This is a genomic window from Nocardioides sp., from assembly GCF_036401255.1.
In the GTDB taxonomy this organism is placed as follows: Bacteria; Actinomycetota; Actinomycetes; order Propionibacteriales; family Nocardioidaceae; genus Nocardioides.
Window position 1 is genome coordinate 1 of the sequence record NZ_DASWVI010000293.1, and the last position, 22,225, is coordinate 22,225.

A 22,225-nucleotide genomic window follows, 5' to 3' on the forward strand; every position below is an offset into this window, starting at 1 on the left:
CCCCGACCCGTGCCGTTTGGTCACCAACCGCAGCTGGGAGCGCTCCCCGATTGTCGTTGGTGACCAAACCGCACGTCGCACCGACGCGCGGCGGTCAGGCGGCGGGGCCTGCGGCGTCCGCTCGTGGGTCGGCGGCGTTGCCGTTTGGTCACCAACCGCAGCTGGGATCGCCCCCGGATTGTCGTTGGTGACCAAACCGCACGTCGCGCCGACGCGCGGCGGGTGGGCGAGCGGAGCGTTCAGCGCCGTGCGGTGACGTAGCAGGCGACGGCGGTGGCGGCGGCGACGTTGAGGGAGTCGATGCCGCCGCGCATCGGGATGATCGCGCGGCGGTCGGCGGCCTGCTCCCAGCGCGGCGACAGGCCGTGCCCCTCGGAGCCGAGGACCAGGGCGACCTTCTCGAGCCCGGCGACGGCCTCCTCGACCGGGACGGCGTCGGGCGCGAGCGTGAGCGCGACGGTGGTGAAGCCTGCCGCCGACAGCGCCGGCAGCGCGTCGTACCAGTCGGGAAGGCGCGTCCACGGCACCGCGAAGACGGCGCCCATCGCGACCTTGATCGAGCGCCGGTACAGCGGGTCGGCGCAGCGTGGGGCGAGCAGCACCGCGTCGAAGCCGAGTGCCGCGCCCGAGCGGAAGATCGCGCCGACGTTGGTGTGGTCGACGATGTCCTCGAGCACGAGCACCGAGCGGGCGCTCGCCAGCACCGCCTCGACCGGCGGCAGGGGACGACGCTCGAGCGAGGCCAGGGCGCCGCGGTGCACGTGGAAGCCGGTCACCTCCTCGGCGAGCGCCTCGGAGACGACGTAGCACGGCGCCTCGGAGGGTGCGAGGACGTCGGCGAGGCCGTCGAGCCATCGGGGCGCCATGAGGAACGACCGGGGCGTGAACCCGGCCTCGACCGCACGGCGCACGACCTTCTCGCCCTCGGCCAGGAACAGCCCGTGGGTCGCCTCGAGGTGCTTGCGCAGCTCGACGTCGCGCAGGTCGCGGTAGTCGGCGAGGCGCGGGTCGGCCGGGTCTGTGATCTCGTGCAGCGTGGCCATCAGGAGGAGAAGTGTGCCGGATGGGACACCGCGACCACATCGCCGACCACGATGATCGCCGGCGGGCGGACCTCCTGCTCGACGAGCACCTCCGCCAGCGTGCCGAGGGTGCCGAGCACCGTCCGCTCCCCCGGCATCGTCCCCTCACAGACCACCGCGACCGGCGTCGACGCCGCCCGACCGCCGTCCAGCAGCGCTTCGGCGATCGCCGGCGCGTTCTCGACGGCCATCATCAAGACGACGGTGCCGGCCAGGCCGGCGAGCGCCTGCCAGTTCACGAGCGACTCCGGGTGGCCGGGCGGCAGGTGCCCGGACACGACGGTGAACTCGTGCGCGACCCCACGATGGGTCACGGGGATGCCCGCCACCCCGGGTACGGCGATGGGGCTGCTCAGCCCGGGGATCACCGTGACCGGCACCCCGGCCTCGCGACAGGCGAGGACCTCCTCGAAGCCCCGGCCGAACACGAAGCTGTCGCCGCCCTTGAACCGGACGACCCGCTTGCCGGCGAGCGCCCGATCCACGATCACCTGGTTGATCGCCTCCTGCAACGCCGACCGGCCGCGCGGCAGCTTGGCGACGTCGACGAGCTCGACGTCGGACCGCAGCTCGCCCAGCACCTCACGGGGCGCGAGCCGGTCGGCGACCACGACATCGGCCTCCATCAGCGCGCGCCGGGCCGCGATCGACATCAGCTCCGGATCGCCCGGGCCGCCGCCGACCAGCACGACCCCCGGGCTTCGGTCACGCTCGTGCCGCGCCGCGATCACGCCGTCGCGCAGGCCCGCGAGGATCTCGTCCCGCACCGCCGCCGAGCGGTGCGGCTCGCGCTGGCCGAGCACGGCGACGGTCACTCCGGCGTGCCGCCCGACCGCCGGCGTCCACGCGGTGGCGCGGACCGCGTCGTCGGACCGCACGCAGAAGATCCGACGCGCCTCCGCCGCGATCGACACCTGCTCGTTCACCGCCCGGTCGTCGGTCGCCGCCACGACGTACCACGCCTCGTCGAGGTCTGTGTCGTCGAAGCCACGACGGTGCCAGGTGACCTCCCCCGACCCGACCATGCCTTCGATCGCGGGCGTGACCTCGGGGCTGACGACGTGCACGTCCGCGCCGGCGGCGATCAGCTGCGGCACCCGGCGCTGTGCGACGTGGCCACCGCCGACCACCACGACCTGCCGGCCCGCGAGGCGCAGGCCGGAGGGGTACGTCGTGTAGTCGTCCACCCGGACATCATCGCCGGGCCGGGAGCCGTGGCCGTGGCGTGCGTTCAACCACCGGACTACGTTGAAGGTGTTCCGCTCTCTGAGCTATCGCCGTTAGGAGTCCCATGAGCCTCGACCGCCCCGTGAGCCCGAACCCCTACGACCTGCTCCCGCCCGTCCCGTCGTTCACCGTCACCAGCACCGACGTCACCGAGGGGCAGCCGTTGAAGGCCGACCAGGTCGCCGACCAGGGCAACACGTCGCCGCAGCTGTCGTGGCAGGGGGCCCCGGAGGGCACGAGGAGCTACACGATCACCTGCTTCGACCCCGACGCGCCGACCCCGAGCGGCTTCTGGCACTGGGTGCTGGTCGACGTGCCGGCCGACATCACCTCCCTGGAGACCGGTGCGGGCGCCGAGGGCGCCGCCCTGCCCGGCAGCGCGTTCATGTGCCGCAACGACGGCGGGAGCAAGGCCTTCATGGGAGCCGCGCCGCCGGCGGGCGACCAGGTGCACCGGTACTTCTTCGTCGTGCATGCGGTGACGGAGGAGTCGCTCGGCGTCGACTCCGACGCCTCGCCCGCGGTGGTGTCGTTCAACCTCGCGTTCAAGACCGCCGGGCGGGCGATCCTGCACGGCACCTACCAGCACTGAGCTGAGCGGTGCGGGGTCAGGCCCCGCGCAGCAGGTCCTCGAACGGCGTCGGGTCGGCGAGCTCGTCCTCGACCGTGCGCGCAGGCTGCCGCGGCGCTCCCGTCAGGAGTGCCGCCAGCTCGCCGGCCGCCCGCTGGATGCGGGCCTCGAGACCCGCCTCACCGAAGTCCTCGCTGGCCGCGAACACCCCGGTCGGCACCACAACCGCGTGCAGGTAGCTGAACAACGGCCGCAGGGCGTGCTCGAGGACCAGCGAGTGCCGCGCAGTGCCGGCGGTGGCGCCGACCAGCACCGGCATCCCCTCGAGGAGGCCGGGCTCCAAGACGTCGAAGAACGTCTTGAACAGTCCGCTGTAGGACGCCGAGAACACCGGCGTCACCGCGATGAGCGCATCGGCACGGCGCACGGTCTCGATCGCCGCGGCCAGGTCGCCGGACGGGAAGCCGGTGAGCAGGTGGTCCGCGAGCGCGTGGGCGAGCGGACGCAGCTCGACGACGTCGACCTCGACGGGCTCGTGCAGGGCGGCGACGCTCGCGGCGGCCAGCCGGTCGGCGAGGATCCGGGTCGAGGACGGCACGCCCATCCCGGCGCTGACCACGACGATCCTCACACCGACACCCCCGTCACGTCGTCGACCGCGTGCAGCGTCGACTCGTTCGGCCCCCCGGCGGCCGCGACCAGGCTCGCGTGCGTGGGCGCGTCGGGCACGTGGGTCGGCCGGCCCTCCGCGAAGCCCGCCCGCAGGTCGGGCAGGATCTCACCGAGCAGGTCGAGCTGTTCGAGCACGGTCTTGGTCGGCAGTCCGGCGTGGTCGACGAGGAACAGCTGGCGCTGGTAGTCGCCGACGTACTCGCGGAAGCTCAGGGTCCGCTCGAGCACCTGCTGGGTGGAGCCGACGGTGAGCGGCGTCTGCGCGGTGAACTCCTCCAGGGAGGGGCCGTGGCCGTACACCGGCGCGTTGTCGAAGTAGGGGCGGAACTCCCGCACCGCGTCCTGGCTGTTCTTGCGCATGAAGAACTGCCCGCCGAGGCCGACGATCGCCTGGTCGGCGGAGCCGTGGCCGTAGTGCTCGAACCGGCGCCGGTAGAGCGCGACCATCTGCCGGGTGTGGGACGCGGGCCAGAAGATGTGGTTGGAGAAGAAGCCGTCGCCGTAGTACGCCGCCTGCTCGGCGATCTCGGGGCTCCGGATCGACCCGTGCCAGACGAACGGCGGGACGCCGTCCAGGGGCCGCGGGGTCGCCGTGAAGCCCTGCAGCGGCGTGCGGAACCGGCCCTCCCAGCTGACGACGTCCTCGCGCCAGAGCCGGTGCAGGAGGGCGTAGTTCTCGATCGCCAGGTTGATGCCCTCGCGGATGTCCTTGCCGAACCACGGGTACACCGGTCCGGTGTTGCCGCGGCCGAGCATCAGGTCCATCCGCCCGTCCGTGAGGTGCTGCAAGGTGCCGTAGTCCTCGGCGATCCGCACCGGGTCGGTGGTCGTGATCAGGGTCGTGGAGGTCGAGAGGATGATCCGCTCGGTCCGGGCGGCGATGTAGGCCATCGTCGTGGTCGGCGAGGAGGCGACGAACGGCGGGTTGTGGTGCTGGCCGACGGCGACGACGTCGAGACCGACCTCCTCGGCCTTCTTCGCGATCTCCACCTGCGCCTTGATGCGCTCGTGCTCGGTCGGCGTCCGTCCGGTCGTGGGGTCTGTCGTCACGTCGCCGACGGAGAAGATCCCGAACTGCATGGTCACTCACTCCTCTGAAGACTGGTTGAATCGCGAACTATCGCGATCTCTCCGGTCAACCGGAGTTCGTGCCCGGCTATTCCCCGGCCGGCACCTGCGGCCGCGGCGTCGCGGTGACGACGACGTTGCTCAGGTAGCGCTCGCCGTCCCAGTCCTCACAGGTCACGAGCACCAGCCGCCCGGGCACGCGCTGGCTGAACAGCTCGCCCGCGCGCCCGGCGAGGGCTCCCTTGTCGAAGATCCGCACCTGGCGCACGGCGTAGTCGATCCTGCCGTGATCGGTGCGCACGACGACGACGTCGCCGCGCTCGAGGTGCTCGAGGTCGTCGAGCGCGCCTCCGCCGTCATGGACGGTGTGGCCGGCGACCAGGGCGCTCCCCGTCGACGCGCCCGGCTTGGCGCCGTCGACCCACCAGCCGAGTCGCAGCGGGTCCGCGGGTGGCACCAGCGTGCGAGCCGGAGCCCGCACGGGGATGACCGGAGCGTCCACGCCGAGGGCCGGGATCCGCACGCGGACCGGCGCACCGGGCTCGCGAGGCGCTCGCACGGGACGGGCGTTCGTGCCGGTCTCGGGGGACGCGGCGGGGCCCGTGGCGGGGTCGGCGGTGACGGCCTGGGTGCGCACCGCCTGTGCCCACCACAGACCTGCACCGACGACGATCAGCACCAGGCCCGCGACCGCCGCCCAGCCCGGCGACCGTCGGTCCGCCGCTCGGGAGGCTCCGACGTCAGGCACGCGCCCGGTTGCGCAGCACGATGGCCACGCCGGCGAGCACCAGGACGAAGGAGGCGAGGGTCAGCGGCAGCGGGCTCTGCGCCCACGTCGGGAGCATCGCGTCCTCCCCGGCGTCGACCGCGGTCGGCACCGCGGCCTCGTTACCGGCCGTCGCGACCGCGGCGGCGTCGGCGGAAACGGTGCCCGCGCCCGCGGCATAGGTCTCCCCGAGCACGCCCTGGTCCACGCCGCTGCCCTCCCCCCGGCCGCCCAGTCCGGCGGCACCGCTGCCGAGCTCGGAGCCCCGGCCAGCGCCGGTGTCGGCGCAGGGCTCGACCCAGAAGACCTTGGTCTTGGTGTCGTTGCCCTGGGAGCGCGGCGTCGCGACCGTGAGTCGCACGTGATAGCCCTGCTGGGCGTGCGGCTCGCCCTCGAAGCTCAGCGTGTAGGCCTGGACCGCGTCCAGGCCGGTCGACGTGCCTGCGCCGGAGGCGGCGTCCTCGCCGACCATCACCTGGCTGGGGCCGTCGACGGTCACGGTGGCATCGGCGGTCGGCGCCTGCATCTCGAAGGTCACCGTGGAGACCACGTCCGGGCCGCCGTCGAAGCCGTACCACTCGACCTGGAACGTGCAGCCGGGGTGCGGGGTGTTGTTCGGGATGCCGTCGAGCTCGCCCAGCCCCGCGATCTTCACCGTGCCGTTGTTGCCCGCCGGGTCGTCGTCCGCGGCGCTGGCGGCGGAGCCGTGGTCCGTGCGGTGATCGGCCTGCTGACCGGGCGCGTGCGCCTGGCCGGTGTGCCGACCCTGCTCACCCGGGGTGACCGGGGCACCGTGACCCCGGTGTCCCCGGGTCTGGTCCTGGCGCCGGTCGCCCGGCGACTGCTGCGCGTGGGAGTGAGCGTCGGCCGCACCGTGCTCTGCGCCCCGGTGCCGCCCCTGATCGGCGTGGTCCGTGGTCGGGTCGGCGGCGACGGCCACGCCACCGAGCGTGCCCAGTCCGACGAGGCCGGTAGTGACGAGTGCGAGCGCGCGCAGGCGTACCGAGTTCCCCATGAAACTGCTCCGTTGTCCAGGCCGCACCCGGCGGCTACCGTCCCCCGACGCCAGGAGTTGTTGCCGGTTGTTACTCACCGGAAACCTCGGCCGCGAACGAGGGCGACGTGATCTGTGTCACACCGAGGTCCGCGCCAGCACCAGCACGGCCCGGTCGTCGTCGCCGCGGGCGACCTGACGCACGATCCTCCGGGCGGCACCGTCGAACCCGGCCGCGACCGCGTCACGGGCGGTGCGCTGGAGCCAGGTGATGCCGTCGTCGAGGTCGGCGTGTCGGGACTCGACGACGCCGTCGGTGTAGAACAGCAGCGCCTCCCCGAGGTCCAGGCGTCCGGTGCTGGCGTGGAGCTCGGGCCGTCCGGTGATGCCGAGCGCGGTCCCTCGCGCGTTGTCGACCAGCCACTCCCGCTCCCGAGCACACCAGCGCAGCGCCGGTGGGTGCCCGGCGCTGACGATGGCGTACGTGCCGTCGACCAGGTCCACGTGCACGTGGACGGCCGTCGCGAAGGACTCGTCGGAGAACTGGCGCAGCAAGAACCCGTTCGCGGCCTCCATCAGGGCGATCGGGGGCAGCGCGCCGATCAGGCCGCCGAGCGCCCCTGCGAACTGGAGTGCCTGGGTCGCCGCCGCCACGCCCTTGCCGCACACGTCGACCAGGATCAGCTCCAGGTGACGGCCGTCGTCGTCGAGGTCGGCGACGAGGAAGTCGCCGGCGTACCCGGCCCCGTGGGCGGGCAGCATCGCCGACTGCGAGGTCCATCCCGCCGGCAGCGGGGGCACCTTGCCCTGCGCCTGCAGTCGGTCGCGCAGATCCGCGAGCATCGCCTCGCCGAGCGATCCCGGCAGGCCGCTGCGCTGCCGGCTGGCCTGGAACAGCAGGATCGCGATCGCCAGGACCATCGTCGCGATCGCGGTTCCCCGGGCGCCGGTGAGCGGACCCTGGTGGAGCGCCGCAGCGGTCGCGCAGGCCAGCGTCCACGCGCACAGCACCGCCAGGGGCACGAAGCGCAGCAGCAGCATCCCCACGAGCAGCCAGACGACGTACGCCGGAGGCGGCAGCCGGTCGTAGTCCGCCCAGGACACGACCAGAGAGACGGTGACCCCGGTCAGCAGGAGGCTGAGCGCGAACAGCTGGCTCTGCGGGCTGCCCGTGCGCCAGGCCGACACCCGGTCCCCGACGAACCGGTGGACCCGTCGGGCGACGCCTGCTCCCGAGAGTCTCGCGGCCACGCGCCGAGCCTACTGGCCGCGCCGGTCGCCGGACCGGGATCCGGGCCAGGGCCCGAGCGGGGCCTATCCTGACCTGCATGCGGACGTTCGGGGCGGCCTTGCCTGTCGCCAGCGTGCTCCTCGCCTCCGTCCTCGTCCCCGGCCCCGCGACCGCGGCACGTCCCACCGGGCTCGACCGGCCGGACCGCAAGGAGATCGCCATGCAGCTGGTCTCGAGCGCCGAGAACGCCACGCTCGAGTGGCGCAAGCAGTACACCTATCTCGAGGACATCGGCGACGGCCGCGGCTACACCGGTGGGCTCATCGGCTTCTGCTCGGGCACCGGGGACATGCTCGACCTGGTCCGCCGCTACACCCGTGCCCACGCCGACAACCCCCTCGCCCGGTTCCTCCCGGCCCTGCGCAAGGTGGACGGCAGTGACTCCCATGCTGGGCTGGGTCGCCCGTTCGTCCGCGCCTGGCACCGCGCCGCCCGCACCCAGGGCTTCCGTCGGGCGCAGGACGCCGAGCGGGACCGCGTCTACTTCGACCCGGCCGTGCACCGCGCCAAGCGCGACGGACTGCGCACCCTGGGCCAGTTCATCTACTACGACGCGATGGTCATGCACGGCCCGGGCAGCGACCGGCTCAGCTTCGGCGGCATCCGCCGGGTGGCGATGCGCCGCGCCGCGACCCCGGCCGAGGGTGGCTCCGAGGTGCGCTACCTCGCCGCGTTCCTCGACGTCCGGCGCCGGGTGATGCGCAGCGAGGCGGCCCACGAGGACACCTCTCGCATCGACACGGCGCAGCGCCGGTTCCTGCGCGAGCGCAACCTCGGCCTGCGGCCGCCGCTGACGTGGCACGTGTACGGCGACCGCTACCACATCGGCCGCTAGGAGAAGTCCTCCGGCGGCAGCTCGGCCTCGAGCTCCACGCCGCCGTAGTGCTCCACGGTGGGATCGCGGTGCAGGCCGCCGCTCATGGCGTACTCCTCCTCGGGTGAGAGCACGAGGTAGTGGCGCCCGAAGATCGCGAAGCCGCCGAGCGCGATCACGTAGAAGACCGCGATGGCGAGGATGGCGGTGCGCGCGTCGGCGTTGTAGAACAGGCCGACGAACGTGATCGCCGCGATCACCCCGGCGACCAGTGCTCCCGCGACACCGGTGGGGCTCCGGTACGGACGGACCGCGTTCGGGAACTTCCTCCGGAGGAGGACGAAGGCGACCATCTGCAAGATGTAGGCGAGCACGGCGCCCCACACCGCGACGTTCAGCACGATCGCGTTGGCCTTCTCCCCGATGGTGTCGGTGTTCTTCGCCAGGTAGTCGACGAGCAGGAGCACCACGAAGCCGAACACGGCGCCCGCGACCAGGGCGACGTACGGCGTCTTGCGTGCTCCGGTGATCGACAGGAACTTCGGGTAGTAGCCGGCTCGGGACAGCGAGTACATGTTGCGGCCGTAGGCGAACATGATCCCCTGCAGGCTCGCGAGCAGGCCGACGAGGGCGAAGATCGAGAGCACGGCCGCCCAGTCGTCGGACAGGAAGGCGCGGAAGCCGTCCAGGAGCGGCTCGTCGGAGCCGCCGAGCGCGGCGGCGCCCGTGACGGCCGGGTTCAGGAAGAAGACGAGTGCTGCGCAGCCCACCAACGTGATCATCCCGATGATCCCGGCCCGCGGGATGTCCCGGGCCGGGTCGTGCGCCTCCTCGGCCGCCAGCGGCAGCTCCTCGATCCCGAGGAAGAACCACATGGCGAACGGGAGGGCGTAGAGGACGCCCTGCCAGCCGAACGGCAGGAAGGAGCCGTTGCCACCCTCGGGCGCGATGTCGTCGAGCCGGCCGAAGTCGACCGCGCCGTTGGCGATCGCCAGGATCGCGAAGAGCACCAGGATCGCGATGGAGACGACCGCGACCACGATCGCGAACTTGAAGGAGATCTCCGCGCCCGATGCGTTGAGGGTGACGAACGCCGCGTAGAGCACCAGCCACCAGACCCACATGTGATCACCGAGATCGAGCCCGATGAGCTCGTCGGTGGCGGCATTGGCGTAGCCGGCCGAGAACAGCACGATCACACCGGTGGTGAAGACGTACTCGATCGTCTCGGCCAGCCCGGTGATGAAGCCGCCCCAGGGCCCCATCGACGCTCTCGCGAACGAGTAGGCGCCGCCGGTGTGCGGCATCGCCGCCGACATCTCGCCGATCGAGAACAGCATCCCGAAGTACATGGCGATGATCGCCACCGTGGCGATCAGCAGGCCACCCCAGCCGGCCTCCCCGATGCCGAGGTTCCAGCCGGAGAAGTCGCCGGAGACGACCGCGGCCACGCCGATCCCCCACAGCCCCCAGAACCCGGCCGATCGCTGGAGCTGGCGCTTCTCGAAGTAGCCCTCCCCCGCGTGGGCATAGGTGACGCCGCGCAGTCGCGGCGGTGCGGTCGTGCCGCCCTTCACGTCATCGGTCACGGTAGGTCCTCTCGCGAGCTGGTCCGAGGTGGGCTGTTCGTGCGAATGTGAACGGACGCTAGACCCGCCCCGATCCGGGTGTAAATGGCTGTACGTAAAATTGGTATGAACTCAGACCTTTGGCGTCATTGACACGTCGGGCCGGTGCCCTCGAAGGTTGAGCCGTGAGCGCCGCGCCCGACCATCGCCTTCCCGTGGCGGTGCTGCGCCCGGTACGCGGCCACCACGCGTTCGAGGCCTGCGTCGAGCAGCTGGCCACGGCGATCCGGCTCGGCGTCTACCCACTCGGGACGACGCTGCCGGCGGAGCGCGACCTCGCCGAGCAGTTGGCCGTCTCGCGCGCCACCTTGCGGGAGGCGATGGCCGCCCTGCGCCAGGCCGGGCTCGTCGAGACCCGCCGCGGCCGCGGCGGCGGCACGGTCGTCACCCTCAAGCCCCGCTACGCCAGTGGCCGGCGCGCGGCCCGGATGACCGCGGCGCAGCGCCGGGACTGGTTCGACGCCCTCGAGTTCCGGCGCATCGTCGAGCCGGGGGCCGCGGCTCTCGCCGCACGCGCCGAGCTCGACGACGCGCGACGCGAGCAGCTGGAGACCGCGCTCGCCGCGGTCACCCGCGCCCGGCGACCGGCCGACCACCGACAGGCGGACTCGCGATTCCACCTCACGGTGGCGGCGCTGAGCGACTCCCCGCGCGTCATCGAGGCGGTCACGTCGGTCCAGGCGACCCTCCACGAGATGCTGCTCGCGATCCCGGTCCTCGGCCGCAACATCGGACACTCCGACCGTCAGCACGGCGCGGTCGTGAAGGCGATCCTCGCCGGCGACGCCGATCGGGCACGCCGGGTCATGGAAGAGCACTGCGACGACACCGCCGCGCTGCTGCGCGGCCTGGTGGGTTAGGGGACCGCGTGACCCAGGACCAGCCCGAGCTCCGCAACAGCCGGCACCTGACGATGCGACAGCTCGTCGATCGCATCGAGAGCGGCGACATCGACACGGTGATCGTCGCGATCACCGACATGCAGGGCAGGCTCCAGGGCAAGCGCCTGCACGGCAGGTACTTCGTCGAGCACGTCGCCGGGCACGGCACGGAGGGCTGCAACTACCTGCTCGCCGTCGACGTCGACATGAACACCGTCGACGGCTACGCCATCTCCTCGTGGGAGAAGGGCTACGGCGACATGGAGTTCCGGCTCGACGAGCAGACGATCCGCGTGCTCACGCATCTGCCGGCGACCGCGATGGTCCAGTGCGACCTGACGTGGGCCGACGGGACACCGGTGACCCAGTCGCCGCGCGGCATCCTCCGCCGCCAGCTCGACCGCTGTGCGGCCCACGGCTGGACGGCGATGGCCGGCACCGAGCTCGAGTTCATCGTGTTCGACACGACCTACGAGCAGGCCCAGGCGGACGGCTACCGCGGGCTGACGCCCGCCAACCAGTACAACGTCGACTACTCCATCCTCGGCACCACCCGGGTCGAGACCCTGCTGCGCGCCCTGCGCAACCACATGTACGCCGCCGGCATGGAGGTCGAGGGCGCGAAGGGCGAGTGCAACCTCGGGCAGCACGAGGTCGGGTTCCTCTACGCCGACGCGCTCACGACCGCGGACAACCACGCGGTCTACAAGACCGCCGCCAAGGAGATCGCCGCCCAGCAGGGCAAGGCGATCACGTTCCTGGCGAAGTACGACGAGCGCGAGGGGAGCTCCTGCCACATCCACCTCTCGCTGCGTGGCACCGACGGCTCGCTCGTCTTCTGGGACGGCGAGACCGGTGGGCGGACGCCCTTGTACGACCACTTCGTCGCCGGCGTCCTCGCCACGATCCCCGACTTCACCTTGCTCTACGCGCCGAACATCAACTCCTACAAGCGGTTCGCGGACGGCTCGTTCGCTCCGACCACGATCGCCTGGGGCCTGGACAACCGCACCTGCGCCGTTCGCCTCGTCGGCCACGGCGCCTCGGCCCGGATGGAGAACCGGATCCCCGGCGCCGACGTGAACCCCTACCTCGCGCTCGCCGCGATGGTCGCCGGCGGACTGCACGGCATCGAGAACGAGCTCCCCCTCGAGGAGGAGTTCGTCGGCAACGCCTACACCTCCGGCCGCCCGCAGGTGCCGCGGACGATGACCGAGGCGCGCGACCGGTTCGCCGGATCGAGCATCGCACGGTCCGCCCTCGGCGACGACGTCGTGGACCACTACGTCAACATGGCCGACGTGGAGCTGGCGGCGTACCACGCCGCCGTGACCGACTGGGAGCTCCGCCGCGGATTCGAGAGGCTCTAAGTGACCGACCTGCGCCCCGACGTGCACCTCGTCCTCAACCCCGCCACCGCGACGCCGGTCACCGAGGTGCCCCTCGCCTCGGTGGACGACGCGGACCACGCGATCGAGCGGGCGCACGCCGCGTTCCCGGCCTGGCGTGGGATGCCGCCCGGGGAGCGGGCGGCGCTGCTGCGCCGGTTCGCGACGGTCGTGGACGCGCACGTCGACGAGCTCGCCGAGCTGGAGGTCCGCAACGCCGGGCACACCTGGGCCAACGCCCGGTGGGAGGCCGGCAACGTCCGTGACTGCCTCAACTACTACGCCGGCGCGCCGGAACGGCTCTTCGGTCGGCAGATCCCCGTGCCGGGTGGCGTCGACCTCACGTTCCACGAGCCGCTCGGGGTGGTCGGGATCATCGTGCCGTGGAACTTCCCCATGCCGATCGCGGGGTGGGGGTTCGCACCGGCGCTGGCCGCCGGCAACACGGTCGTGCTCAAGCCCGCCGAGCTCACCCCGCTCACGGCGATCCGGCTCGGTGAGCTCGCCCTCGAGGCGGGCCTGCCCGAGCACGTGCTCACGGTCGTGGCCGGCAAGGGCTCGGTGGTCGGCGAGCGCTTCGTCACCCACCCGCTCGTGCGCAAGGTGTGCTTCACGGGGTCGACCGAGGTGGGCAAGCGGATCATGGCCGGTTGCGCGGAGCAGGTGAAGCGCGTGACGCTCGAGCTCGGCGGCAAGAGCGCGAACATCGTGTTCGCCGACGCCGACCTCGACGCCGCCGCCGCGAGCGCGCCGTACGCCGTCTTCGACAACGCCGGTCAGGACTGCTGCGCCCGCTCGCGGATCCTCGTGGAGCGATCGGCGTACGACGAGTTCCTCAGCAAGCTGCAGCCGGCGGTCGAGGCTCTGCGGGTGCTCGATCCGGCCGATGAGGCCAGCGAGATGGGCCCGTTGATCTCGGCGCACCAGCAGGCGGTCGTGCGGGGCTATCTCGACGAGGTGGAGGTCGCGTTCGCGGGATCGGTGCCCGGTGGCCCGGTCGCGGACGGGTTCTGGGTGCCGCCGTCCGTGGTGGCCGTCGACGACCCCGCGGCCCGCATCTGGCGCGAGGAGGTCTTCGGCCCGGTGGTCGCGGTGATGCCGTTCGACGACGAGGCCGACGCGGTCGCGAAGGCCAACGACACCGAGTACGGCCTCTCGGGCTCGATCTTCACCACCGACCTCGGCCGGGGGCTCCGGGTCGCGCGGGCCGTAGAGTCGGGCAACCTCAGCGTGAACTCGCACTCGTCGGTGCGCTACTGGACCCCGTTCGGCGGCTACAAGCAGTCCGGCCTCGGCCGGGAGCTCGGGCCGGACGCCCCGATGGCGTTCACCGAGGAGAAGAACGTCTTCATCAGTCATTGAGCAGGTCTCGATACGGCCGCTCGTTCCTCGCGGCCCACTCGACCAACGAACGGAGAGACATGGCAGGGCGCATCCAGGACCGGGTCGCGGTCATCACCGGCGGCTGCTCGGGCATCGGGTTGGCGACGGTCCAGCGGTTCGTCCAGGAGGGCGCGAAGGTCGTCATCGGCGACATCGACGACGCCCGCGGGGCCGAGCTCGTCGAGGAGCTCGGCGGCTCGGGCGTGGCGACCTACGTCCACGTGGACGTCACGAGCAAGGAGCAGGTCGACGCCCTGTTCCAGACCGCCAAGGACGCCTACGGCTCGGTGGACATCGCGTTCAACAACGCCGGCATCAGCCCGCCCGAGGACGACTCGATCCTCGACACCGATCTCGATGCGTGGCGCCGGGTGCAGGAGGTGAACCTGACCTCGGTCTACCTGTGCTGCAAGGCGGCGCTCCCCCACATGCTCGAGCAGGGCAAGGGCTCCATCATCAACACCGCCTCGTTCGTCGCCGTCATGGGGGCGGCGACGAGCCAGATCTCCTACTCCGCCTCCAAGGGCGGCGTGCTCTCGATGACCCGCGAGCTCGGCGTGCAGTTCGCCCGGCAGGGTGTGCGGGTCAATGCGCTGTGCCCGGGACCGGTCAACACGCCGTTGCTGCAGGAGCTGTTCGCGAAGGACGCCGAGCGCGCGGCCCGCCGCCTCGTGCACGTGCCGATGGGCCGGTTCGGTGAGCCGGAGGAGATGGCGGCGGCGGTGCTGTTCCTCGCCTCCGACGACTCGTCGTTCATGACCGCGAGCACGTTCCTCGTCGATGGCGGCATCTCGGGCGCCTACGTCACCCCGCTCTGACGTGGTCGCCCCCGTCATCGGCCTGACCACCTACCGCGAGGACGCGGCCTGGGGGGTGTGGCGCCAGCGTGCCGACCTGCTGCCGACGCAGTACGCCGCCGCTGTCGAGGCGTCCGGCGGCGTACCCGTGCTGCTGCCTCCGGTCGCCGGGCCCGGTGCGGCGGACGCCGTCATGGCCCGCCTCGACGGCCTCGTCATTAGCGGCGGTGCGGACGTGGATCCCGCTCGCTACGCCGCCGAGCCGCACCCGCGGACCGTGTCCTGGCGTCCGGACCGTGACGACTGGGAGTCCGCGCTGCTCACGGCCGCCGACGCGACCGGCCTGCCGGTGCTGGGCGTCTGCCGCGGGATGCAGGTGCTCGCCGTCCACGCGGGCGGCACGCTGGAGCAGCACGTCCCCGACCGGGTCGGCCACGAGGGACACAGTCCCGGCGGCGACGAGTTCGGCTCGATCGAGGTGGCCACTCGACCGGGGAGCCGCGTCGCGGGCCTGGTCGGCGACCACGTGAGCGTGAACTGCCACCACCACCAGTCGGTCCGTGAGCACCCGGGCTTCCTCGGGGCCGCGCACGCCGCCGACGGGACGCTCGAGGCGATCGAACGTGCCGGCGACCGGTTCGTGGTCGGCGTGCAGTGGCACCCGGAGACCGCGGCCGACGTCGGCCTCCTCGCGGGTCTCGTGCGAGCGGCGGCCAGCTACGCTCTGGGCCGATGACCCTGGTCAGTGCCCACCGCTGTCTCGTCCGCGCCGACATCGAGAAGGCGATCGCCCTCGGTGCCGACTACGTCGAGTTCGACGTGCAACGCATCGCCGACGGTTCGTTGGTGCTGCTGCACGACCTCGTGGACGATCCACCGCCGGAGACATTGCGCTACGACGAGGCCCTCGACCTGCTCGCCGGCCGGGCCCGCGCGCACCTGGACCTGAAGCTGCGTGGCGGTGAGATCCCGATCGTCGCCGAGGCGATCGCCCGGCTCGGCACCGACCGGCTGCTCGTCACGACGCACTACGACGAGTCCGTGCGCGCCCTGCGTGGGTGGGCCGACCGCCAGGGCCACGACCTCCAGGTCGGCCTCTCCCTCGGCCGCGGGGTGAAGGGGTTCTCGCTGTGGCACGCGCTCCGCGTCCGCGCGTCCGAGCTCTTCCCGGGCGTTCGCTACCGCTCGGCGCGGGCGAACGTCGTGGTGGCCCACCACTGGCTGGCCCGCCTGCGGGTCCGGCGCTTCGCTCGCCAGCACTCGCTGCCGCTGGTCGTCTGGACCGTCGACACCCCGCGCTCGCTGGCGTACTGGATGCGCCCCGGTCGCGCCTGGCTGGTGACCACGAACCAGCCCGAGGTCGCGCTGGGGCTCCGGGCTGGAAGACTGCGGTCATGACCAGCGGGGCGTTCGACGAGCTGTACCCCGACGTCCTCGGCTCGCCGTACCTCGCCGAGACCATCGGCCTGCCGCCCGACGACGAGGGCCCGGTCGTCGCGACGCTCGTCGTGCGCCGCGCCGCGCGCCCGACCGGTCGCGCGGTCCTGCATGTGCACGGCTTCGCGGACTACTTCTTCCAGACGCAGTTCGCCGAGTGGTGGAACGAGCGCGGTTACGACTTCTACGCCATCGACCTGCGCAAGTACGGCCGCTCGATCCGACCGCACCAGACGCCCAACTTCGTGACCGACCTGCGCGACTACTTCGCCGACCTCGACGCGGCGTGGCACCGCATCGTCGAGCGTGACGGACACGATCACGTCGTCATCAGCGCCCACTCCACCGGTGGACTCATCGTGTCCCTGTGGGCCGACGAGCGCCGTCCCGGCCCGTCCGGGCTGGTGCTCAACAGCCCGTGGCTGGACATGCAGGGCGGTCTGATGATCCGTACGGTCGGCACCCAGATCGTCAAGCGCCTCGGTGCACGCCGGCCCAAGCAGGTGGTGCCGCGCAAGGTGGAGGGCTTCTACGCCCGCAGCCTGCACATCGACCACGAGGGCGAGTGGGACTTCAACACCGCGTGGAAGCCGATCGACTCGTGGCCGGTCTACTTCGGCTGGCTGCGCGCGATCCGGCTCGGACACGACCGGCTGCACCGTGGTCTGGACGTGGGCTGCCCGGTGCTCGTGCTGTCCTCCGGCGGCACCCATTGGCCCAAGGAGATGGGCCCGGACGTGCACAACTTCGACACCGTCCTCGAGGTCCCGCAGATCCGCCGCTGGGCGGTCGCGCTCGGCCGGCACGTCACGTACGTCGCGATCGAGGGCGCCCGCCACGACGTCGTGCTCTCCCTCCCCGGCCCACGAGCGGAGGCGTACGCCGTGCTCGACCGCTGGGCGCGCGCCTACCTCGCCGACGACTGACCGGGCCGGACGAACGCCTCGCCGTCGAAGCGCTCGCGCGTCACGATCTCCTCGACCGGGCGACGCCGCAGCCGGGTGACCTCACGGACGGGCTTCCCGAGCGGGACCACGGCGGCCAGCGCGAACCGATCCGGGACGTGGAGCAGCTCCCGGACCCGGTGCTCCTGGGCCACCGCCATCGTGGTGATCGTGCCGCCGTACCCCTCGTTGCGCGCGGCCAGCAGGATGTTCCAGACCAGCGGGTAGACCGATGCTCCCGCGACCAGACCCACGCGATCGAGGTCCTGGTCCGTGGCCGCGACCAGGCCCAGGTCCACCCAGACGACGAGCACCGCACCGGCGGTGAGCACGGGACGGGTGAACGGCTCCGGCACCGCGGTCGCATCGATCTCCCCCGGGGTCGGCCGGGGTGGCTCGAGCGGGTTCCACGGGCTCTGCCCGGCGTCCGCCTGGGCGACGTAGCGGCGTACGGCGGGCTCGTTGAGCTCGGCCAGCCGGCGCCGGGTCTCCGGGTCGCGGACCACCACGATCCGGGTCCCCTGCCGGTTGCCGCCGCTCGGCGCGAACCGGGCGTGGTCGAGGATCCGGTGCAGCGTCTCGTCGGGCAAGGGGTCGTCGGTGAACTCCCGCACGGCCGGCGTGGTCCGCATGACGTCATAGAGGTCCATACCTCGAGCCTGCCACTCCGCGGGCCGACCGAGCGACCGATAGGTTGCCCGCCATGAACCCTGTGATCGGTCTGTCCCTCGGCCGGGTCGCGGTCGGCTCCGTGGCACTCGCCAACCCCGACCTCGCCGCGAAGCTGTTCCAGCTCGACCCGGCGACGAACCCGCAGCTGCCGTACCTGACCCGGCTGTTCGGCTCCCGGGAGATCGCCCTCGGGCTCGTGACCCTCCTCGCCCGCGACAAGACCCGGCGCAACCTCGTCCTCGCCGGCATCCTCGTCGACGCTGCCGACGCCGCCACCGGCTACCTCGCGATGCAGGAGGGCACGGTGTCGAAGAAGACCGCGTTCACCCTCATCGGGCCCGCCGTGGGTGCCATCGGATCCGGGATCTCCGGGCTGGTCCGCCGCTGACCTGGCCGAGGCCGCAGGTGCACCAGGATTGCCGTTTGGTCACCAACCGCAGTCGGGAGGGCTCCCGGTCTGTCGTTGGTGACCAAACCGCAACGGTCCCGGGCGCGCAGCCGGCCCACCCCGGGCCGCGGGTGCACCGGGCTCGCCGGCGGCCGACCCGGCCCGGCTGGACCCCACGGTTCCGGCACTCCCCGACCCGTGCCGTTTGGTCACCAACCGCAGCTGGGAGCGCTCCCGGTCTGTCGTTGGTGACCAAACCGCAACGGTCCCGGGCCCGCAGCCGGCCCACCTCGGGCCGCACGTGCACCGGGCTCGCCGGCGGCCGACCCGGCCCGACTGGCCGCCACGGGTTCCGGCACTCCCCCGACCTGTGCCGTTTGGTCACCAACCGCAGCTGGGAGCAATCCCGATCTGTCGTTGGTGACCAAACCGCAGCACGCCGGAGCGGCCGGGGCCCCGGGTAAGGCTCACCCGAGCAGGAACGCCACGAGCGCGACGACGCCGACGCCGACGATCACGATCCGCAGCACCGTGCTGGGCAGCCGGCGGCCGATGGTGGCGCCGACCTGGCCGCCGATGACCGAGCCGATGCCGATCAGCAGCACGATCAGCCAGTCGACGTCGGCCACGACGGCGAACAACAGGCCGGCGACGGCGTTGACAACCGCGGCGAGGACGTTCTTGACCGCGTTGAGCCGCTGGAGGCTCTCGTCGAGGCCCGTCCCCAGGACCGCCATCAGCAGCACGCCCTGGGCGGCTCCGAAGTAGCCGCCGTAGACGCCGGTCGCGAGTACACCGGGCCAGACCCACCAGGTGCCGTGGTGCGGCAGTCCGCCGATGGCGTCGTGCCGCCGCGCGACCCACCGGGAGATCCGCGGCTGGAGGACGACGAGCACACAGCCGAGGAGGATCAGCGCCGGGACGATCGCGGTGAACGCGCCGTCGGGCAGCACGAGCAGCAGCACCGCCCCGCCGAGACCACCCACCAGGGAGCCGACGCACAGCCGCAGGACCCGGGACCGCTGCCCGGCGAGCTCGCGGCGATAGCCGACCGCGCCCGACACCGACCCCGGCACCAGGCCGATGGTGTTCGAGACGTTCGCCGTCACCGGCGGCACGCCGAACGCCAGGAGGGTCGGGAACGTGATGAGCGTTCCCGACCCCACGACCGTGTTGATGGTCCCGGCCGCGAGCCCGGCGAGCAGGACCGCGACGACCTCGTACGCCGTCACTGCGTGGGCGGCACCTCACCCGGGTCCACCGCGGGGTCGGTCTCGGTCGGTGCGGCGCCGGCCGACCGGCCCGGCTTGGCGGCGGTCTCGGCCTCGGCGATCGCGGCTTCGACGGCTGCGTTGGTCTCCCTCAGCGTCGCGTCGGAGGACGGCAGGATCGGCTCGCTGCTGCCCATGTCGACCCGCTTGCGCGGCCCGCCGACGCCCTTCGGGATGCCCTCGAGGTTGGTCATCGTCGACCCGAGCCCCTCGAGCGCCTTGCCGATCTCGCTCGGGACGATCCAGACCTTGTTGGCGTCGCCCTCGGCGATCTTCGGCATCATCTGGAGGTACTGGTAGGCGAGCAGCGACTGGTCGGGCTGACCGTCGTGGATGGCCTGGAAGACGGTCTGGATCGCCTGCCCCTCACCTTGGGCGCGCAGGATCGCGGCCTCCCGGTCGGCCTGGGCGCGCAGGATCTGGGACTCCCGGTCGCCCTCGGCGTTGAGGATCGCGGACTGCTTGTTGCCCTCGGCGGTGAGGATCGCCGACTGCCGCTGGCCCTCGGCGGTGAGGATCAGGGCGCGCTTGTCGCGGTCGGCGCGCATCTGCTTCTCCATCGCGTCCTTGATCGACGGCGGCGGGTCGATGCCCTTGATCTCGACCCGGTTGACGCGGATCCCCCACTTGCCGGTCGCCTCGTCGAGGACGCCGCGCAGGCCGGTGTTGATCTGCTCGCGGCTGGTCAGCGTCTGCTCGAGGTCCATTCCGCCGACGATGTTGCGCAGGGTGGTCATCGTGAGCTGCTCGACGGCCGAGATGTAGTTCGCGATCTCATAGGTGGCCGCGACCGGGTCGGTCACCTGGAAGTAGATGACGGTGTCGATCGACACCACGAGGTTGTCCTCGGTGATCACCGGCTGCGGCGGGAAGCTCACGACCTGCTCGCGCAGGTCGATGAGGTAGCGCACCCGGTCGATGAACGGCACCACGATGTTCAGGCCGGCGGGCAGGGTCTCCTTGTACTTCCCGAACCGCTCCACGATGCCGGCCCGGGCCTGCGGGATGATCCGCACGGTCTTGGCGAGGAACACGATCACGAACAGCACCGCGACCGCGGCCACGATCAGGTACACCACGTCGTTCTCTCCTTCTCACTCGTCGAGTTCGGGGACGGGGTGCACGTACGCCGTGGCGCCGCGGATCTCGAAGACCTCCACGGTCGCCCCGAGCTCGATGACATCGTGCTCGTCGTACGGTGCTGCCGACCAGGTCTCCCCCGCGAGCCTGATCTGACCGACATTGAGACCGGTGATGCGTTGGGTGACGACGGCCCGCTGGCCGACCAGCTTGCTGGTCCCCAGGCGCAGCTCCGGCCCCTGGTGCAGCCGCGCGACCAGCGACGGCCGGACCAGGGCCAGCATCGCCAGCGCGGCCCCTCCGGCCACCAGGATCTGGAGGACCACGGGCGCCCCGAGCACGGCGGTCAGCATGCCGGCCATCGCGCCCACCGCGAGCATGATCAGGACCAGGTCGAGGCTCATCAGCTCCGCCATCCCGAGGGCGGCCGCGATGCCCAGCCAAGCCGCCCACGCGTGCTCGCTCAGCCAGTCCATGTACCGACCCTATCCCTGCCGGGCGGCCCGTGGGCTCACAGGTGACGGGTGCGTCGCCGCGCGCTCCACCGCCCGTCCTGGTGGGCGAGCACCAGCGGCATCCCGAAGGCTGCCGCCAGGTTCGCCTCGGTCACGACGTCGGCCACGGGCCCGGCGGCGACCACCTGTCCACGACGCAGCAGCAGCGCATGGGTGAACCCCGGCGGGATCTCCTCGACGTGGTGGGAGACCAGGACGGTCGTCGGCGAGGCCGGGTCGGAGGCCAGCACCGAGAGCGTGGAGACGAGGTCCTCGCGGCCCCCGAGGTCGAGGCCGGCGGCGGGCTCGTCGAGCAGCAGCAGCTCGGGGTCGGCCATCAGCGCACGCGCGATCTGCACGCGCTTGCGCTCGCCCTCGCTGAGGGTGCCGAAGGTCCGGTCGACCAGGTGGATCGCGCCCACCTCGGTGAGCAGCTGGCCGGCGCGGTCGTGGTCGAGCTCGTCGTAGGCCTCCCGCCAGCGGCCGACGACGCCGTACGACGCGGAGACGACCACGTCGTGGACACGCTCGCTGCGCGGGATCCGCTCGGCGAGGGCGGCACTGGTGAGACCGATCCGGGGGCGCAGCTCGAACACGTCGACCGTCCCGAGCACCTCGTCGAGGATGCCCGCCACGCCCGCAGTCGGGTGGATCTGGGCCGAGGCCACCTGCAGCAGGGTCGTCTTGCCGGCTCCGTTCGGACCGAGGATCACCCAGCGCTCGCCCTCCTCGACGCGCCACGACACCCGGTCGAGCAAGGTCGCCTGCCCACGCCGGATGGTCACCTCGGCGAAGTCGAGCACGGCGGTCATACCCGCACCCTATCGAGCGCCCTCGACGCCCCCGCGGCGTATCCTCGCCCGCCGTGACCATGCTGCTCCCGGCCTCCGCTCGCCTCGCCTGGTGGGGCACGGCCTGGCTGCGCGGGCAGGTCGTCACGGACCTGCTGCTCGACGCCGTCATCGACGGTGACGCCACGCACGCGGTCGCGGGCCTGGCCGGCTCCACGTCGACCGAGACGCTGGTGGCGGCCCTCGCGCGGCTGCGGTCCCTCGGCGCCAGCGGTCTCGGCGCGGCGTTCCCCGCGGAGGGAGATCCGACCGGTCTCGGTGGCCCGGCCGTCTTCAACGCCGAGGCCCTCGAGGCGGGCGAGGCCGTGGTCGTCGGTGGTGCGGACGTCGGGCTCGTGCCGCAGCGCACCGGTGCGGCGATCGTGTGGACCGCCCACCCGGCGCACCGCCGGCAGCTGCCCGACGTCGGCGAGGCGGACCGGGAGCTCCGGGCGACGCTGCTCACGGCGGCCGAGGCGCTGGCCCGGCTCGATGTCGCGCGGTGGCGCCCCGAGGTCGCGGACCGGCTGATGAACCTACGGCACCG

Annotated in this window: 24 protein-coding genes; 11 read left to right on the forward strand and 13 right to left on the reverse strand. The window is 72.2% G+C overall.

Going from position 1 to position 22,225, the window contains the following annotated elements:
• Positions 1-239 precede the first annotated feature (239 nt).
• Positions 240-1,043: an RNA methyltransferase gene (locus tag VGD85_RS13705; RefSeq protein WP_331063998.1), complete on the reverse strand. Its 804-nt coding sequence runs from the start codon at positions 1,041-1,043 to the stop codon at positions 240-242.
• Positions 1,043-2,269, reverse strand: a complete 1,227-nt coding sequence (gene cobA, locus VGD85_RS13710; protein WP_331063999.1) for a uroporphyrinogen-III C-methyltransferase — start codon at positions 2,267-2,269, stop codon at positions 1,043-1,045. Before cobA ends, VGD85_RS13705 begins: the two co-directional genes overlap by 1 nt.
• A 104-nt stretch (positions 2,270-2,373) precedes the next feature.
• On the opposite strand from cobA, the gene VGD85_RS13715 reads away from it, so the two are divergent.
• The gene (locus tag VGD85_RS13715; RefSeq protein WP_331064000.1) at positions 2,374-2,901 is read left to right on the forward strand and encodes a YbhB/YbcL family Raf kinase inhibitor-like protein; all 528 of its coding nucleotides are present in this window, start codon (positions 2,374-2,376) and stop codon (positions 2,899-2,901) included.
• Positions 2,902-2,917: 16 nt separating this feature from the next.
• Here the strand turns inward: VGD85_RS13715 and VGD85_RS13720 are convergent, their stop codons facing one another.
• From VGD85_RS13720 to VGD85_RS13740, 5 genes are all read right to left on the reverse strand, one after another.
• Complete coding sequence (locus tag VGD85_RS13720) at positions 2,918-3,511, reverse strand: FMN reductase (protein WP_331064001.1); 594 nt, start codon at positions 3,509-3,511, stop codon at positions 2,918-2,920.
• Positions 3,508-4,632 carry an LLM class flavin-dependent oxidoreductase gene (locus tag VGD85_RS13725; protein WP_331064002.1) on the reverse strand — a complete coding sequence of 375 codons (1,125 nt, stop codon included), beginning with the start codon at positions 4,630-4,632 and terminating at the stop codon, positions 3,508-3,510. The genes VGD85_RS13720 and VGD85_RS13725 overlap by 4 nt, the downstream gene beginning before the upstream one ends.
• A 76-nt stretch (positions 4,633-4,708) precedes the next feature.
• On the reverse strand, positions 4,709-5,368 hold the full coding sequence (locus VGD85_RS13730; RefSeq protein WP_331064003.1) for a class F sortase: 660 nt from the start codon (positions 5,366-5,368) through the stop codon (positions 4,709-4,711).
• Entirely contained in the window at positions 5,361-6,401 is a 1,041-nt protein-coding gene (locus tag VGD85_RS13735; RefSeq protein ID WP_331064004.1) for a hypothetical protein, read from the reverse strand. Before VGD85_RS13735 ends, VGD85_RS13730 begins: the two co-directional genes overlap by 8 nt.
• A gap of 117 nt (positions 6,402-6,518) precedes the next feature.
• Positions 6,519-7,631 (reverse strand): PP2C family protein-serine/threonine phosphatase, encoded by a 1,113-nt coding sequence (locus tag VGD85_RS13740; protein WP_331064005.1) that lies wholly within the window; start codon positions 7,629-7,631, stop codon positions 6,519-6,521.
• Positions 7,632-7,708: 77 nt separating this feature from the next.
• Here VGD85_RS13740 and VGD85_RS13745 point away from each other — a divergent pair, with 77 nt between their 5' ends.
• Positions 7,709-8,506 (forward strand): chitosanase, encoded by a 798-nt coding sequence (locus VGD85_RS13745; protein ID WP_331064006.1) that lies wholly within the window; start codon positions 7,709-7,711, stop codon positions 8,504-8,506.
• On the opposite strand, the gene VGD85_RS13750 is transcribed toward VGD85_RS13745, so the two are convergent.
• Positions 8,503-10,074, reverse strand: coding sequence for an amino acid permease (locus VGD85_RS13750; RefSeq protein WP_331064007.1), 1,572 nt, complete (start codon positions 10,072-10,074; stop codon positions 8,503-8,505). The genes VGD85_RS13745 and VGD85_RS13750 overlap by 4 nt on opposite strands.
• Positions 10,075-10,238: 164 nt before the next feature.
• Between VGD85_RS13750 and VGD85_RS13755 the strand changes: the two genes are divergently transcribed.
• The 7 genes from VGD85_RS13755 to VGD85_RS13785 are packed head-to-tail and all read left to right on the forward strand — an operon-like array spanning position 10,239 to position 16,925.
• Positions 10,239-10,973: a FadR/GntR family transcriptional regulator gene (locus tag VGD85_RS13755; RefSeq protein ID WP_331064008.1), complete on the forward strand. Its 735-nt coding sequence runs from the start codon at positions 10,239-10,241 to the stop codon at positions 10,971-10,973.
• 8 nt (positions 10,974-10,981) lie between these two features.
• Complete coding sequence (locus VGD85_RS13760) at positions 10,982-12,364, forward strand: glutamine synthetase family protein (protein WP_331064009.1); 1,383 nt, start codon at positions 10,982-10,984, stop codon at positions 12,362-12,364.
• Entirely contained in the window at positions 12,365-13,744 is a 1,380-nt protein-coding gene (locus VGD85_RS13765; protein WP_331064010.1) for an aldehyde dehydrogenase family protein, read from the forward strand.
• 59 nt (positions 13,745-13,803) lie between these two features.
• Positions 13,804-14,583, forward strand: coding sequence for a 3-oxoacyl-ACP reductase (locus tag VGD85_RS13770; RefSeq protein WP_331064011.1), 780 nt, complete (start codon positions 13,804-13,806; stop codon positions 14,581-14,583).
• Position 14,584: 1 nt separating this feature from the next.
• Positions 14,585-15,298 (forward strand): gamma-glutamyl-gamma-aminobutyrate hydrolase family protein, encoded by a 714-nt coding sequence (locus VGD85_RS13775; RefSeq protein ID WP_331064012.1) that lies wholly within the window; start codon positions 14,585-14,587, stop codon positions 15,296-15,298.
• A complete protein-coding gene (locus VGD85_RS13780) occupies positions 15,295-15,960 on the forward strand; it encodes a glycerophosphodiester phosphodiesterase (RefSeq protein ID WP_331064013.1) in 666 nt (221 codons plus the stop codon). The genes VGD85_RS13775 and VGD85_RS13780 overlap by 4 nt, the downstream gene beginning before the upstream one ends.
• Complete coding sequence (locus tag VGD85_RS13785) at positions 15,957-16,925, forward strand: alpha/beta hydrolase (protein WP_331064014.1); 969 nt, start codon at positions 15,957-15,959, stop codon at positions 16,923-16,925. Before VGD85_RS13780 ends, VGD85_RS13785 begins: the two co-directional genes overlap by 4 nt.
• On the opposite strand, the gene VGD85_RS13790 is transcribed toward VGD85_RS13785, so the two are convergent.
• Positions 16,907-17,593 carry a nitroreductase family protein gene (locus VGD85_RS13790; RefSeq protein ID WP_331064015.1) on the reverse strand — a complete coding sequence of 229 codons (687 nt, stop codon included), beginning with the start codon at positions 17,591-17,593 and terminating at the stop codon, positions 16,907-16,909. The two genes, VGD85_RS13785 and VGD85_RS13790, sit on opposite strands and share 19 nt — an antisense overlap.
• A 53-nt stretch (positions 17,594-17,646) precedes the next feature.
• Here VGD85_RS13790 and VGD85_RS13795 point away from each other — a divergent pair, with 53 nt between their 5' ends.
• The gene (locus VGD85_RS13795; RefSeq protein WP_331064016.1) at positions 17,647-18,003 is read left to right on the forward strand and encodes a DUF4267 domain-containing protein; all 357 of its coding nucleotides are present in this window, start codon (positions 17,647-17,649) and stop codon (positions 18,001-18,003) included.
• Positions 18,004-18,470: 467 nt separating this feature from the next.
• Here the strand turns inward: VGD85_RS13795 and VGD85_RS13800 are convergent, their stop codons facing one another.
• From VGD85_RS13800 to VGD85_RS13815, 4 genes are read right to left on the reverse strand one after another with little or no spacing between them, the layout of a single operon-like run.
• Positions 18,471-19,235: a sulfite exporter TauE/SafE family protein gene (locus tag VGD85_RS13800; RefSeq protein ID WP_331064017.1), complete on the reverse strand. Its 765-nt coding sequence runs from the start codon at positions 19,233-19,235 to the stop codon at positions 18,471-18,473.
• Positions 19,232-20,353, reverse strand: coding sequence for an SPFH domain-containing protein (locus VGD85_RS13805; RefSeq protein WP_331064018.1), 1,122 nt, complete (start codon positions 20,351-20,353; stop codon positions 19,232-19,234). Before VGD85_RS13805 ends, VGD85_RS13800 begins: the two co-directional genes overlap by 4 nt.
• A gap of 15 nt (positions 20,354-20,368) precedes the next feature.
• On the reverse strand, positions 20,369-20,830 hold the full coding sequence (locus tag VGD85_RS13810) for an NfeD family protein (protein WP_331064019.1): 462 nt from the start codon (positions 20,828-20,830) through the stop codon (positions 20,369-20,371).
• Between the two features lie 35 nt (positions 20,831-20,865).
• Positions 20,866-21,660: an ABC transporter ATP-binding protein gene (locus VGD85_RS13815; protein WP_331064020.1), complete on the reverse strand. Its 795-nt coding sequence runs from the start codon at positions 21,658-21,660 to the stop codon at positions 20,866-20,868.
• Positions 21,661-21,719: 59 nt separating this feature from the next.
• On the opposite strand from VGD85_RS13815, the gene VGD85_RS13820 reads away from it, so the two are divergent.
• A partial coding sequence (locus VGD85_RS13820) for a hypothetical protein (protein ID WP_331064021.1) occupies positions 21,720-22,225 on the forward strand: 506 nt, incomplete at its 3' end.

Coding starts and splice junctions, on each gene's coding strand:
- VGD85_RS13815 (WP_331064020.1), bottom strand. CDS start 21,660: ATGACCGCCGTGCTCGACTTCGCCGAGGTGACCATCCGGCGTGGGCAG.
- VGD85_RS13735 (WP_331064004.1), bottom strand. CDS start 6,401: ATGGGGAACTCGGTACGCCTGCGCGCGCTCGCACTCGTCACTACCGGC.
- VGD85_RS13770 (WP_331064011.1), top strand. CDS start 13,804: ATGGCAGGGCGCATCCAGGACCGGGTCGCGGTCATCACCGGCGGCTGC.
- VGD85_RS13705 (WP_331063998.1), bottom strand. CDS start 1,043: ATGGCCACGCTGCACGAGATCACAGACCCGGCCGACCCGCGCCTCGCC.
- VGD85_RS13745 (WP_331064006.1), top strand. CDS start 7,709: ATGCGGACGTTCGGGGCGGCCTTGCCTGTCGCCAGCGTGCTCCTCGCC.
- VGD85_RS13795 (WP_331064016.1), top strand. CDS start 17,647: ATGAACCCTGTGATCGGTCTGTCCCTCGGCCGGGTCGCGGTCGGCTCC.
- VGD85_RS13790 (WP_331064015.1), bottom strand. CDS start 17,593: ATGGACCTCTATGACGTCATGCGGACCACGCCGGCCGTGCGGGAGTTC.
- VGD85_RS13780 (WP_331064013.1), top strand. CDS start 15,295: ATGACCCTGGTCAGTGCCCACCGCTGTCTCGTCCGCGCCGACATCGAG.
- VGD85_RS13785 (WP_331064014.1), top strand. CDS start 15,957: ATGACCAGCGGGGCGTTCGACGAGCTGTACCCCGACGTCCTCGGCTCG.
- VGD85_RS13810 (WP_331064019.1), bottom strand. CDS start 20,830: ATGGACTGGCTGAGCGAGCACGCGTGGGCGGCTTGGCTGGGCATCGCG.
- VGD85_RS13715 (WP_331064000.1), top strand. CDS start 2,374: ATGAGCCTCGACCGCCCCGTGAGCCCGAACCCCTACGACCTGCTCCCG.
- VGD85_RS13725 (WP_331064002.1), bottom strand. CDS start 4,632: ATGCAGTTCGGGATCTTCTCCGTCGGCGACGTGACGACAGACCCCACG.